Genomic DNA, 13,591 nt, shown 5'->3' with positions numbered 1-13,591 from the left:
AATTTTAATACCAAAGGGTGCGTAGTACGCACCTACGGCTTATATTTTTTAATTTTAACAAACAAATCACATTCATCACAATAAGGACTCCCCATGCCCAACCTATTTGCCATTTTTCTGACCTCATTACTCGCCTTGTCTTTATCCGCTTGTAAAACAGAACAAATCCAAGAGCAATTAGAACAGCGATTAAAATCCGAAGGACACATCGCCCCCACCTTTGCCGAGCTTAATTTAGACTTACCCACCCTACCCAATGAGCTTGCGGGCATAACCGCCCAAACGTACGTTAACCCCATTGCCTACACCGCCAAAGCGGGCAAAACCTATTATTACGACAAAGACGGCAACCTTACAGACAAATCTACCCCAGACGGCTATTATCGCAAAATATTAGGCACAACAGCTGACGGTCGCACGGTTGTCCAAGATTTCTACACCAATCACGCTCCGCAAATTGCTCCCGTCATTCTCAAACAAGGGGCGGACGAAAGCAGTTTTGAAGATGATGTCATTGACAGTGATATTATTTGGTTTGATGAAAATGGCAATATCATGGAAATGATGAATACTTCGTATTGGTACACTGCTTTTACCAATGGCAAACCGTCCGTTTACTCACAAGCAATCACCGACACCACCACCTTCGTCATCAATTACCCAAACAGCCAAACCGTCATGGCTTATTTGAAAATTACCAATACCACACCCAAAGAAATCACTCACATCTATTTTTATGAAAATGCCAATGCCATGTTTAAAGTGGTTAAAGATGATAAAGATAATGTATCAGAAGTATTGGCGTGGGACGAAACTGGCAAAAGTGTCAAACCCAAAAAATTCGCCGAAGGTAAAAAAGAAAAGTTGGAAAATATGGATAAAATAGTCAAAGAAACATTGTCATCGTTATATATTTAATTAAACTCCAAATACACCACAATTAGTTTTTTTCGTTCGTGGTGAGCTTGTCAAACCCAACAAAAAAAAACCGTTCCACCCTTCGACTTGACTTAAGGACGAACGGTTTTTTGTGTGGTTCTGATATGAATTAAGTACATCTTTGAAATTGATAAACATCAATCGGCACCTTATAAGGCTCGCCTGCGATTTCTTGGACAAGTTTTGGTACAAGATAACCCGACAGCTTTTCTAAGAGTTGCCAATAAATCTCTATCGCCCTCTCTATGGGCAAATCAAAATGAGCCGACCCCGCCACTTTATCCAAAATATGCAAATAATAAGGTATCACCCCAATATCAAACAGACGATGGCTTAATTGGCATAGCGTTTCTACATCATCATTGACACCTTTTAATAAAACCGATTGGTTTAATAATACCACACCGCTATTTTTTAACTGTTGGCATTTTTTAGCCAATACATCATCTATTTCATTGGCATGATTGATATGAAGTACCATGACAATGTTTTTTGGACAATCAGCCAATATCGCCAGTAATTCATCATCAATCCGACTTGGTAAAATGGCAGGCATTCTGGTATGAATACGAATGGTTTTAATATGGTGAATGTTGGATAATGACAAAATCCATTCATTAAAACGGCGATTGTTAATATTTAAAGGATCGCCACCACTTAACAACACTTCATTAATATTTTTATCATTGCTGATATAATCACAGATTTGGCGTACATCTTCACCATTTGGCAAATTTGCCCCATAATCAAAATGCTGACGAAAACAATAACGACAATGCACCGCACACGCACCTGTTACGGTAATCAAGGCTCGGCTTTGGTATTTATGAATCAACCCCTTAATCGGATTGTGGTTATTTTCATCAAGTGGGTCAGTAGTATAACCTGCCACAGGCAAGGTTTCGGCAATGTCAGGCAACACTTGCAATAAAAGTGGGTCATTTGGGTCGCCTTTTTTCATTTTAGCGATAAAGGCATGAGGCACTCTTAGAGGGAATTTTTTGGGAGCGTGGTATTGGCTAGGTAAGGGCAAATCCAAAAGTTCATACAATGTAGCTACATCACCAACAGCAGAAGCAAGCTCTTTTTGCCAGTTGGGAGAATTAAAAAAAATATCGGTCATTTTTGACAAAGTTTGGTAATATTGGTTATAATAAACGGTTAGGTGTGTCATTATAACGCATTTTTTCATTTTCTTTTACAATTTAAAGGTAAATTTCATGGCAAGTTTTTCAACCAATGAATTTAAAGCTGGCTTAAAAGTTATGCTTGACGGCAACCCCTGCTCTATCCTAGAAAACGAATATGTCAAACCTGGTAAAGGTCAAGCCTTTAACCGTGTCAAACTAAGAAACCTAAAAACAGGTAAGGTTCTAGAACAAACTTTCAAATCAGGCGATACCTTAGAGGGTGCGGACGTGGTAGATAGCGAAATGAACTATCTATACAATGATGGTGAATACTGGCATTTTATGCACCCTGAAACTTTTGAACAACTTCAAGCCGACAAAAACGCCATGGGCGACTCTGCCCAGTGGCTAAAAGAAAACTCAAACGCCCTTTGCACCATCACCCTATTTAACGGTGCTCCACTTTCGGTAACTGCTCCTAATTTTGTAGAGCTTGAAATCATTGAGACAGACCCAGGCGTACGTGGTGATACTTCTGGCGGTGGCGGTAAACCTGCCAAACTAGAAACAGGTGCGGTGGTACGTGTGCCATTATTTGTTCAACAAAACGAAATCGTCAAGGTAGACACTCGTACTGGTGAATATTTGGGTCGTGTGTAAGGCAAATTTTACACCACATCTCACAAAGCAACCTGTTTGGGTTGCTTTTTTAATGTTCCGATAAAAAAACCCAATCTCAATGTTGAAGATTGGGGTGGAGAAAGATTAGCAGTGATTATAACACACATTTACCAAAATACAAATGATAGTTATTTTTGTTTATTCATTTTTATGCAAAAACACGCTTTCCACTCTCCCAACCAACGTTTGATTGATAAAAGGCGTATTTTTGCCCATTGACAATAGGGTTTTATCATTGACCGTCCATTGTTGTGTGGGGTCAATCAGTATCGCCCCACCTTTTTGATGGTAAATCATTTCAATGCCTGCGATTTTGGCAGGATTGATACAAATCTTTTGGATCAGTTGTTCGTGTGTCAAAATACCGTCCGTAACAAGTTTCACTGCAAGGCTTGCAAAAGTATCAAAATTGCTAATGCCAGCCGTACTTTCGGCAAAGGGGGCAAGTTTGGCGGTCATTGATACAGGCTCGTGATGAGAACAAATCGCATCAATCGTCCCATCTTGCAAGCCCTCAATCAACGCCCTTTGGTCGGTCTGTGAACGCAGGGGCGGATAAACAAATGCCAAAGTATTGTAGCCATCTATCGCATCATCGGTCAGATGAAGCTGGTGCATTGCCACATCAGCCGTTACAGGCAAGCCCTTTTTCTTGGCGGTGCGAACCAGCTCCACCGATGATTTACAGCTAAGACAGCTAAAATGAGCCGATACGCCAGTCTCTTCTACAATGAGCAGTTGCTTGGCAAGGGCAACCGTCTCGGCAATCCACGGAATGCCAGCCAGACCGTGAAAACTTGCCACATAGCCATCGTGTGCCACACCGTTCTTTGATAGGCTTGGTTCATCAGGATAAAAAAACACTTTGACATCAAAGGTGTTGGCATACTCCAACGCTCGCAGTAGCACATCATCATTCCCAAAGCCTGCTCGCCCATTGGATACGGCGATAGTTTTGGGTTTTAGGCTGGCAAGATTGGCAAGTTTTTCGCCTTGTAGGTGTGCAGTCAATGCCCCAATGACCGACAAATGCACGCCATTTTTGCTTGCCTTGTGGCGAATGTCGTCAATCAAAGAGCCATTGTCAAGCGGTTGGCTTGTCGTTGGCGGTGTGCACACATACAAAAAGCCGTTTTGATAGGCTGATTTGCTTTCGCTGTCTATCGTAGCGTGCTCATTATTAGCAATCACAACGCACAAATCCACAAGGGGCGGAAGTAGCCATTTGCCGTCTGTGTTAATACCATTTAATTGGCTTTGGTTAAATTGCCAGTTGGGGGGAAGGAGGTTTTTCATAAAATTTCTCTTTTGCTTATGTTTTTTAAGATTAGTAGCCCTGACTTTCTAAAATCTTGTATTGTTCACAGGCATCTTGTTTGCCATTTTCACAGGATTTACCGAACCACTCTTTGGCTTTTATACGATTTTCAGCAACACCATCTCCATTTGCATACATACTTGCCAAATTAAATTGTGCTTTTGAATTGCCTTGCAGTGCTGATTTTTGGTATAATTCAAAAGCCTTATCCAAATCCTTCTTAACGCTTTCACCCCTTAAATACATTCCTGCAAGATTGTATTGGGCTTTTTCAAAGTCTTGTTGAGCGGATTTAGACCACCATTCTATTGCCTTATTATCATTTTTTTCTACACCACGACCATTTCTATACATATTTCCCAAATTAAACTGAGCCAACACAAAATTTTGGCTCGCTGATTTGGTATACCATTCTACCGCTTTGGCATCATCTTGGTGTACACCCAAACCGTTATCATACATCACACCAAGATTAAATTGAGATGTTGCAAACCCTTGATTTGCAAGTTTTTCCGTCCAATAAAATTCATTGATATAATCCTGTTGGTTATGATAATAATTCGCCAAATCTGCCCAAGCCTGCACATCGCCATTATTTGCCTTTTGAATTAACGCTTGCACATCATTAGCAAATACCGACACCGATAATAATAACCCTGCGGTTAATAACGAAAGTTTTTTAAACATAAATATTCTCTTATTTAAATGGTTTAAAATATGATTGCCAAATAGGGAGGAGGTTTTTTCATTTAAGTTTTCCTTTTAAAATTTATTTCAAAATAAATTGATTTAGTTATCATTAATACCCAAACGCTCATTGTGCCTTTTCTCAGCATCTCTTTCTGATTTTTGCACCACTAATATAGAAAGTGTTAAAGCAATGATACAAACAAATAATAATATAAACTTTTGCACAAAAAGAGCATAGACACCAATCAAAAAAGAAATCACAATCACAAACAATCCAACCACATACATCATACTACCCAAAAATCTAAAATCTCTGATACTTGGAGAGCTGATTTGTGGCTTGTTGTGCTTTTCGTCATATTCTGCTTTTTCTTCATCGTTCATCACTTCCAAATAATCGGCAAAATCACGAGAACCAAACCAAAATATAAAACACATTATAAATAATATCACAAAATAAGCAACAAGCCTTAGATTTTCTTGTTGGCGTACCCTTTTAAAATCGTATAATTGCCCATCAAAGCCATATAAAGCAAAAGGCTTAATGTCATTAACAATAATTTCATAAACTAAGTTACCATTTCTTGCTTTTGGTTGATAATAAATGGTGGCGGTTTTTCTTGCGTATTTGTAAACATCTTTACAATAGTCTTTGTCGTTTTCGGCACAATTTAATCTAACATCACTGATAGTCAGATAGTATCTATCAGGAGCTTTATAACCACCTACATAAGTATATTTTTCAGGAATAATGCCAGAAACTTGGCTTAACTCACTTTTATTTAATACAAAATCTTCTCTACCAAAAACCCCACCTTGCCATAACCCAAAGACAATCATACAAATTGGCATAACCATCACAAGAGCAAAGTGTTCATTTTCCAATTCCTTTTCATCTCTAACCTTTTCATCTCTTTGAGCAACATAAGCAAAGATAATTAATCTTAGTCCAAAAAATCCAGCAAGAAAAGCTTGATAAAAGCCAACGGTTATATAAATCAATAATGCACAAACAGGCACACAAACCAGCATTATTATAAAGAAAATTTGTGGCTTTTGGCTTGCTAAGTCATCTGACATTTAAGTGCCTTTGTGATATTTTTAACATAAATAGAGATTAATATTGCTCATTTAATGTTTAGGTTTTAAACGGTTCATAATATGCACTTTACACCCAATTAATTCAAACTATTATCATTCATACCCTTCCAATTCTTCAATTAAATGGCGAGAGATTAAAAAGAAATATAAAGATGAAATTAACACCAACATTACAAAAAATATTAATTCATTTCTATGCTTTTTACGCTTATCTTGAAATTTTTTCAGTTGGCTATCAAAATTATAAACTGCAATATCTACTTTATCGTGCACAACAATTTCATAAACCAAATTATCGTCATTATAAAGTATTGGCTGATAATATATTGTGGCATTTTTTCCGCTATATTGATAGATTTTTTCACAATCATCATTAATCGTTTCAGCACAATGAAACCTAGCATCGCCAATTCTTAAAAAAACACGATTTTTACCTTTAATAGCAGTTTTAACGGAAGCACCGTTTGGTACAATACCAGAAATTTCAAACAATTCACTTTTATTTGATACTAATTTATGTATTTTTACTTTATCCTCAATAGCAGATATAAATATACCCATAATAATTGCAACAATTGGTATAATAATAATCGCATTTTCCCACCTTTCTTTTATATCTTTACTATCCAACACCGTTTCAATATGAAATAGTAAAGCGTGAAAAAATATATAAATATTAAGAACAAGTATGGCAATAAAAATATCCTTAAAACCAGAGACGAAAAAGACCGCCAATAAAGAAGTAATAGAATAAAATAAAAACAATATTATAAATTGTTCGGAAGTTGGTTTGATAAAAATATTAAAAATACCCATAAATTTTATTTCAAAATTAAGTTTTTGTAAATCTCATCAATACCTATTTTTAAATCAATACTTTTAAAATAAATCTCACCCGTTTCAAAAATTTGGGCTTGCCAATCATTTTCACGGCGATATAGGGTAATTTGTTTAAAAGATTGTTCAACGGTGGCATACTCTTGCACCGTTGCCAATTGGGCATATTCCCAAAGTTTTTTGGTTTTGTCCAAAAAGGCGGTGGATTTTGATAAAATTTCAATGATTAAAATTGGCTTATTAGCCATATATTCATCATCACCGCAATCCACCACAATATCAGGATAAAAATAATTACTTTCTACTTTTACTTTTAAATCGCTGATATAAGGTTGGCAAGGATTATTGATTAAATGTGTTTGTAATTTTGTACCAATATTCATTGCCAATTTATTGTGCGTACGGCTTGCCCCTGCTTGGGCATAAATAGAACCATCAATCAATTCATATTTTTCATTGGGCAATTTATCATAATAAGACAAATAATCTTGTTCGCTTATTTGAGCGATTTTTTCTAAGGCGGACATTTTATTTTCCTATCATTGGATTTTAGTATGCACAAAATGTACAACAACATCACTTATCATTTTTAATCTTATCATTACGGTTTAACCACTCATTTCTTAACCCTTTTTGAATGGTTAAACCGTCTTTTTTAAATTCTCTTTTGGTAATTGCATTATAAAATCATAAACTTCTGACATTATTTATCCTTATTTAACCAAACTCATATTGTTTTGGATTATTAATATCCGCCATTAGTTGTTTGGCTTTGTTTGCCACTTCTTGATTTTTATCAAATTGCAACATTTCAATCATAGATTTTTTATCATCAATATAATCCAAAATTGCAATATGCCAAAAATTTCTTTTGATAAGTTTTAATAATTTTAAAAATTCATCATTCAAATAACCATCAAATTCATCATCAAAGAGTTTGGTTTTTAATATTTCGTATTTTTGTAAGTCTTTTTTGGTAGCTTTAAATGCACAAAATTTATCCACTTGACTGTTGTAATTGCTGGCTTCAAAAAGCGTTTGAATACAATATAATACCGCCACTTTATTGGCGTTTTTTTCATTAAGCAATTCAAAACAAAACTTCAATCCCCACGGACTGATTTTATACAAAGTGGCTTGATGTTCCAAATGGTTGATAATATAGTGATAATCGTCATCATTGGCTGTGCCATTTAATACCGCCAAAAATTTTATACCCACTTCTTTGGCACTACTATGATAAGCCGTGCCAAATTTATGCCAAGCAAAGTTATCAATTACTGCATTTAATTTCATTTTCTCAAACTTCTTTGCCCTTCCATCGCCATTGCCATTACCGCCATTCTTACGGCAATGCCATTATTAACCTGCTTTAAAATTACCGACTGCTCACCGTCCGCCACCTCGGAGGCAATTTCCACGCCACGATTCATAGGGCCAGGGTGCATTACGATGGCGTCTTTGTCAGCCAAGTTTAATCGGTTTTGAGTAATGCCATACATCTTAAAATACTCAGCGGTGGACGGCAACAGAGGCGAACCAATGCGTTCATTTTGAATACGAAGTCCAATCAAAACATCAGCCCCTGCGATACCTTTTTCCATCTCATTAAACACCGACACGCCATAGCGTTCAATGCCTTTGGGGAGCAAGGTTTTGGGGGCGACCACCCGAATGTCTTTGACCCCCAAAGTCTGCAAAGCACAAATATCCGAGCGAGCCACACGGCTGTGCTTAACATCGCCAATAATGGCAACTTTTAATGCCTCAAAGGGCTTTTTGGCTTCCCTGTAAATGGTCAGCATATCAAGCATTGCTTGGGTGGGGTGGGCGTGCTGACCGTCGCCTGCATTGATAACCGCCACGCTTGGGCAGACCTTTTGTGCCATAAAGTGCATTGCCCCAGATGAATAATGACGAACGACAAACATATCTGCCGTCATCGCCTGCAAATTCCACAAAGTATCGGCAAGGCTTTCGCCCTTAGAGGTGGAGGATTTGGCAATGTCAAGGTTTAGCACATTTGCCCCAAGCCGTTTTTCGGCAACTTCAAAGGTGGTGCGAGTTCTGGTGGAATTTTCAAAAAACAAATTCATCACCGTACAACCGTCTAGTTCATTGGAATTTTTGATTTGACCGTTTGGCAAAAGATAGCCATTTGCCTTTTGGATAATTTGCATTAGCAAGTCTTTGGATAAGCCCTCAACGCTTAAAAAATGCTTTAATTGCCCATCATCGGTAAGCTGTGGGGCGGATTGGGAGGTGTGGAGTTTTTGGGTGAGGGTATGAGAGGCGTGCATTTTTTATCCTTTTTAGCTTTTAAAAAACAAATTAAGCCATTCTAGCAAATTTTTACACTTTTGGGAATGATGATGAGTTAATTTTTAACAAGGTTTTGATTATTTATAAAATTTATCTAGCCATTCAAAAACAAAATACCTCTAACATTTACCCCTCACTTTATGATAGAATAAAACAATTCATCATATGATTTAGGATAAATTATGACAACCCTTGCTCAATATCTAGAAACCCACACCACCCCAGAGCTTGCCAGTACGATGACCACCCTTGCCACCGCCAGCGTGGCGATTAGCCATCTTTTGGATAAGGGGGCTTTGGCAGGCATTCATGGCGAGGCAGGCGGTCAAAATGTGCAAGGCGAAGCCCAAAAAAAGCTGGACGTGATTTCTAACGATTTGCTCCTAAACGCCCTAATCCACAACCCCAACTGTGCAGGGGTGGCAAGTGAGGAGCTTGATGAGATTAGCCCTGCCAATGATGACGGCACGCTCCTAGTTACCTTTGACCCTCTGGACGGCTCGTCCAACATTGACATTAACATGACTGTTGGCACGATTTTTTCTATTTTACCCTATCATAATCAAGGTCAAAAAGCGTGTGAGGCTGACTTTTTGCAAGCAGGCAAACACCAAGTGGGGGCAGGCTATTTTATCTATGGCACCTCCACCATGCTTGCCGTTACCTTTGGTAAAGGCGTTGCCATGTTTAGCTTTGACCCAATGACCCAAACCTATATCCTCATCAATGACAATGTGCGTATCAGTGAGCAAACTGCTGAATACGCCATCAACGCCTCCAACCGCCGTTATTGGCTACCTCCCATCGCCCAGTACATCGAGGAGCTAACACAAGGCGATACAGGCGTACGAAACAAAGACTACAACATGCGTTGGGTGGCGGCGATGATCGCCGATGTGCATCGTATCTTGATTCGTGGTGGGGTATTTATGTATCCTTTTGACACCAAAATTGCAGGTAAAGCAGGCAAACTGCGTCTGATGTACGAGGCCAACCCCATGAGCTTTGTCATTGAGCAAGCAGGTGGGGCAAGCACGGACGGCGTACAGCGTATCATGGAAATCACCCCCACCGACATTCATCAAAGAATCCCTGTGGTACTGGGGGCAAAAGAAGAGGTGGCGTATGTTAAGGCATTGCACGACAAGGCTGGGATTTTGGCAAATGGTGATAAAGCCTAACGCTATTTATAATCTCCCCACCATCAACGACTGGCAATATCAAATTGCACTCATTGCCAGTCGTTTAACTTTAAATTTGTTAGACCGAGATGAGATGATTGATTTTACCCATTATTTAATGAATAATGGCTATTATGATGATTTAATGCTGAATATTATTGATGATTGTGATTTTTTAACATTCAATGAATTATCAGAATTATTGTCAAAAACCCTAGAAAATCTTAATTTAATTACCCTTAATAAAGAACAAGCCAAATGTTTTTATACTTTTTCTTTAATTTATCCTTTGACAATTAGACCATTTAAACTATCATTTTATGCTCACCATTATTTTTCTGATAAAAATAGTGAAAATAAAATTTTGGACTTATATTCAATGCTTTTGCAAAATTATCACTATAATTATAATGCGATTGATAACATTGATAATTTCGTTAACCATGCTTATATTTTTGAAGAAAATATTGCCCTTAAAATGGACATTCACAAGCCAATTTTAGAGTTTTTAGATGAATGCGAACATTGGCTAAACACCAATCAAAACACCATCACCACAATCATTCAAAGAGCAAGTTTAATAAAATGATTATCACTTCCAAAGACAACCCCCTAATTAAAACCGCCCACGCCCTATTAACCGACCTAAAAAAATATAAGAAAATTTCTCACAATAGGCAAAGAAGTGATAAATTTTCATTGGAACGAGAAATACAGATGAACTAATTTTATGTGATTGATAAATCATCAATCAGCAAATACAATATCCAATAAACCAAAACCACCAAAATAGGAGTAATCTATGACCACCCAAACCCGCATTAACGAAATCCAAGCCATCTACAAAGAATGGCTTACCGTCCACGAAAAATTACAAATTGCCAAGCAAGATTTACAAAAAAGCGTAGCATTAATGAAAACGCTACAAGACTTTTATTTTAATGGCGAATGGCGTGATATTTATGAAAAAATTGAAAATGGCGAACAGTTTGACCTCACAACTGCTGGTGAATACAGCGTGATGAGCGAGGACACACTATGGAATGCCTTTACTGAACAAGAAAGTCTACTTTGGGAGCAACTTCGCTTTGCGGTCAAACATCTTGATAAAAACAAGGACGACCAAACAAACTAAACTATCCAAGCCATTCATCTACATCATGAATGGCTTACATTTTTAATTCTATGGATAAAAAATAACGATCAGACAGATTGAATAGTTTTTCTCGTGAATTTAATAAAATCTGTTCTGATTTATCAATTTCTTTTTTTAATACCTCTAATTTATCACCTTTCTTAATATTTTTAATAGAATTCTCTAAATGTGACACACCATGATTATATTCTCTTCTGACATCTAGTGCAAAAGGCGTATACAGATTTAGTTGGTTAAAATCTTGTTGAGTTTGTTTTAATATATTTAGTGTTTTTTGTACATCTTTTAATAATTCATCACGTGTTTTAATGTCTTCAATATGCCAAAAATTACGAATATAAAATCTTGAATCCAATTGGTGATTTTGAGTAATGCGGATTAATGCCTTTGTTTCAGACCGCTCAATACCAACATAACCAATCATCATAAAAGATAATGATAAAACCATCATCATTAATTTCTTAATTATTCTTTTCATATTTATCAATCCTTTGATAACGCTCAAATATAAAACCAATACCATTTTTATCATCATGTTGGGGTGCAGATTGCCACACCTTCTCAAAACTATCATCAATCCTTGGATAAAAAGCATCACCATCAATTGCCAAATCCACTCGTGTGATTTCAAGTACATCAGCAATCGCCAATGTTTGCTGGTAGATTTGCCCACCACCGATGATAAATAGTTGATTTTGATTCATCTTCTTAATATCAATACTTGCTTGCTCCATCGCCTCTTCAAGACTATGAGCCACTTTCACACCATCGGCACGCCAATTTTTATCAGAAGTAACCACCCAATTAATGCGATTGGGCAAGGGCTTCCCCATACTAAGAAAAGTTTTTTTACCCATCACCACCACCCCTCCTGTGGTTATGGATTTAAAATGCTTCAAATCCTCTGGAATGTGCCATGCCAAGGTATCATCTTTACCAATACAATGGTTTTGGTCAAAAGCAACCACATGCACAATCTTAATGGAATTGTTGAGCAATACAGGCTGTGTCATCATCATATCTCTAAAAATTTTGGTTATTATAACACACATTTATAAATAACTTTATATCAAAATAAATCCATGATAGAATATCGTATAATTTCAATTACTGGAAACACCAATGTTAAATTCCCTAATCAAAAAAGGCAAACAACAATTTTTTAAATACGCCAATCTTAATAACCCTATTGCCACCAAATTTTATATCAATACCTATTCGCCTTATGTGGGGGCAGGAGTTCGGGTTGATGAGATTGATTATGATAAGGGTATGATTAGGGTGTCAATGCCCTTAACTTGGCGAAATAAAAATATTGTCGGCACGCAATTTGGTGGTAGTCTATACAGTATGACCGACCCATTTTTTATGACATTGCTTATGCAAAAATTGGGGCAAGAATATATGGTTTGGGATAAATCGGCTCATATTGACTTTATTAAGGCAGGGACTTCTGATGTGTTTGCTACTTTTAATATTGATGATGATGAAGTTAATACCATCAAAGAACTCGCCAAAGATGGTAAAGCTGTATTTAGAGACTATGAAGTGGATATTGTTGATGTAAACAATGAAGTGATTGCAAAGGTAAAAAAGACCCTATATATTCGCCTAAGAGCATTTAGTAAATCGGCAAAGTTTGTTAGTCGGTTTTAATAGAGTTTAATCAAATGAGTAGGCATTTATCATTCGGTCAGGAATTACTCATCATTATGGCACTTACCGCAATCGCCATGATACTGCTATTATTACACAAGATAATACCTAATGTATTTTCAACACCAAGTTTGATTGGTATTGGGGTGATTGTCATCAATGCCGTGCTTGTTTTTATTCTATTTCTCATCTTCATATTTTATGCGTTTAAAAATGGCAACTTCACTCCTTCACCAAAAGATGTCCTAATTGCCCTTTTTGGTTCAGCTTTATTCTCCGTCATACCATCAATCATGATATTGGAAGTTTATACCGACCTTTTTGGTAAACATCATGCTCCCGTCATGGTAAAAATCACTGATGCCTATGTAAAAAAAGGTCGTGGTATAGTATACCGCCACATCATCACCCAAGAATTTGGCAATTGGACTGTGAGTCAAAAATTTTATGACCGTGTGAATATGGGTGATTTATTGGAAGTCCAACCCAAAGAAAGCATCTTTTTAACAACCGCCATTTATGAAAACGACATTAAAATCATTAAAAAATCCCAATAACTTAATGATTGGAATTTAAAAAT

The 13,591-nt window shown here is 37.0% G+C and carries 18 protein-coding genes; 8 read left to right on the top strand and 10 right to left on the bottom strand.

Annotated elements, in window-relative coordinates; genetic code table 11:
- Nucleotides 1-93: 93 nt before the first annotated feature.
- A complete protein-coding gene (locus MOB01S_RS04815) occupies nt 94-918 on the top strand; it encodes a hypothetical protein (protein WP_066802222.1) in 825 nt (274 codons plus the stop codon).
- A gap of 130 nt (nt 919-1,048) precedes the next feature.
- Here MOB01S_RS04815 and epmB read toward each other — a convergent pair whose 3' ends face one another.
- Nucleotides 1,049-2,062 carry an EF-P beta-lysylation protein EpmB gene (gene epmB / locus MOB01S_RS04810; protein WP_066802261.1) on the bottom strand — a complete coding sequence of 338 codons (1,014 nt, stop codon included), beginning with the start codon at nt 2,060-2,062 and terminating at the stop codon, nt 1,049-1,051.
- A 97-nt stretch (nt 2,063-2,159) separates the two neighbouring features.
- Between epmB and efp the strand changes: the two genes are divergently transcribed.
- Complete coding sequence (gene efp / locus MOB01S_RS04805; protein ID WP_066802220.1) at nt 2,160-2,729, top strand: elongation factor P; 570 nt, start codon at nt 2,160-2,162, stop codon at nt 2,727-2,729.
- A gap of 159 nt (nt 2,730-2,888) precedes the next feature.
- On the opposite strand, the gene MOB01S_RS04800 is transcribed toward efp, so the two are convergent.
- From MOB01S_RS04800 to MOB01S_RS04770, 7 genes are all read right to left on the bottom strand, one after another.
- Nucleotides 2,889-4,046 carry a dihydroorotase gene (locus MOB01S_RS04800; RefSeq protein WP_066802218.1) on the bottom strand — a complete coding sequence of 386 codons (1,158 nt, stop codon included), beginning with the start codon at nt 4,044-4,046 and terminating at the stop codon, nt 2,889-2,891.
- Between the two features lie 31 nt (nt 4,047-4,077).
- Entirely contained in the window at nt 4,078-4,755 is a 678-nt protein-coding gene (locus MOB01S_RS04795; protein WP_066802217.1) for a tetratricopeptide repeat protein, read from the bottom strand.
- A 102-nt stretch (nt 4,756-4,857) separates the two neighbouring features.
- A complete protein-coding gene (locus MOB01S_RS04790; protein ID WP_066802212.1) occupies nt 4,858-5,838 on the bottom strand; it encodes a DUF3784 domain-containing protein in 981 nt (326 codons plus the stop codon).
- A gap of 114 nt (nt 5,839-5,952) precedes the next feature.
- Entirely contained in the window at nt 5,953-6,675 is a 723-nt protein-coding gene (locus MOB01S_RS04785; protein WP_066802210.1) for a hypothetical protein, read from the bottom strand.
- Nucleotides 6,676-6,680: 5 nt separating this feature from the next.
- Nucleotides 6,681-7,223 (bottom strand): Uma2 family endonuclease, encoded by a 543-nt coding sequence (locus MOB01S_RS04780; protein ID WP_066802209.1) that lies wholly within the window; start codon nt 7,221-7,223, stop codon nt 6,681-6,683.
- Between the two features lie 190 nt (nt 7,224-7,413).
- Complete coding sequence (locus tag MOB01S_RS04775; RefSeq protein WP_066802208.1) at nt 7,414-7,992, bottom strand: hypothetical protein; 579 nt, start codon at nt 7,990-7,992, stop codon at nt 7,414-7,416.
- The gene (locus MOB01S_RS04770; protein ID WP_066802205.1) at nt 7,989-8,996 is read right to left on the bottom strand and encodes an aspartate carbamoyltransferase catalytic subunit; all 1,008 of its coding nucleotides are present in this window, start codon (nt 8,994-8,996) and stop codon (nt 7,989-7,991) included. The genes MOB01S_RS04775 and MOB01S_RS04770 overlap by 4 nt, the downstream gene beginning before the upstream one ends.
- Nucleotides 8,997-9,200: 204 nt before the next feature.
- Here MOB01S_RS04770 and MOB01S_RS04765 point away from each other — a divergent pair, with 204 nt between their 5' ends.
- The 4 genes from MOB01S_RS04765 to MOB01S_RS04755 all read left to right on the top strand — a co-directional run bounded on the left by MOB01S_RS04765 (nt 9,201) and on the right by MOB01S_RS04755 (nt 11,334).
- Nucleotides 9,201-10,199, top strand: a complete 999-nt coding sequence (locus tag MOB01S_RS04765) for a class 1 fructose-bisphosphatase (RefSeq protein ID WP_066802203.1) — start codon at nt 9,201-9,203, stop codon at nt 10,197-10,199.
- A complete protein-coding gene (locus MOB01S_RS04760) occupies nt 10,186-10,788 on the top strand; it encodes a hypothetical protein (RefSeq protein WP_169798120.1) in 603 nt (200 codons plus the stop codon). The genes MOB01S_RS04765 and MOB01S_RS04760 overlap by 14 nt, the downstream gene beginning before the upstream one ends.
- Nucleotides 10,785-10,925 (top strand): hypothetical protein, encoded by a 141-nt coding sequence (locus tag MOB01S_RS12635; protein WP_174521830.1) that lies wholly within the window; start codon nt 10,785-10,787, stop codon nt 10,923-10,925. Before MOB01S_RS04760 ends, MOB01S_RS12635 begins: the two co-directional genes overlap by 4 nt.
- Before the next feature lie 76 nt (nt 10,926-11,001).
- Entirely contained in the window at nt 11,002-11,334 is a 333-nt protein-coding gene (locus MOB01S_RS04755) for a DUF4298 domain-containing protein (RefSeq protein WP_066802199.1), read from the top strand.
- Nucleotides 11,335-11,368: 34 nt separating this feature from the next.
- Here MOB01S_RS04755 and MOB01S_RS04750 read toward each other — a convergent pair whose 3' ends face one another.
- A complete protein-coding gene (locus MOB01S_RS04750; RefSeq protein WP_157073897.1) occupies nt 11,369-11,833 on the bottom strand; it encodes a hypothetical protein in 465 nt (154 codons plus the stop codon).
- The gene (locus MOB01S_RS04745; protein ID WP_066802259.1) at nt 11,817-12,368 is read right to left on the bottom strand and encodes a dihydrofolate reductase; all 552 of its coding nucleotides are present in this window, start codon (nt 12,366-12,368) and stop codon (nt 11,817-11,819) included. The genes MOB01S_RS04750 and MOB01S_RS04745 overlap by 17 nt, the downstream gene beginning before the upstream one ends.
- A gap of 109 nt (nt 12,369-12,477) precedes the next feature.
- Between MOB01S_RS04745 and MOB01S_RS04740 the strand changes: the two genes are divergently transcribed.
- Entirely contained in the window at nt 12,478-13,011 is a 534-nt protein-coding gene (locus MOB01S_RS04740; protein WP_066802195.1) for a DUF4442 domain-containing protein, read from the top strand.
- A gap of 14 nt (nt 13,012-13,025) precedes the next feature.
- Entirely contained in the window at nt 13,026-13,568 is a 543-nt protein-coding gene (locus MOB01S_RS04735; protein WP_157073896.1) for a hypothetical protein, read from the top strand.
- Nucleotides 13,569-13,591 lie beyond the last annotated feature (23 nt).

Source organism: Moraxella oblonga NBRC 102422, assembly GCF_001598275.1.
Taxonomy (GTDB): Bacteria; Pseudomonadota; Gammaproteobacteria; order Pseudomonadales; family Moraxellaceae; genus Moraxella; species Moraxella oblonga.
The sequence above is the reverse complement of the archived record's forward strand: the minus strand, read 5'-3'. Positions and strand labels throughout refer to the sequence as shown.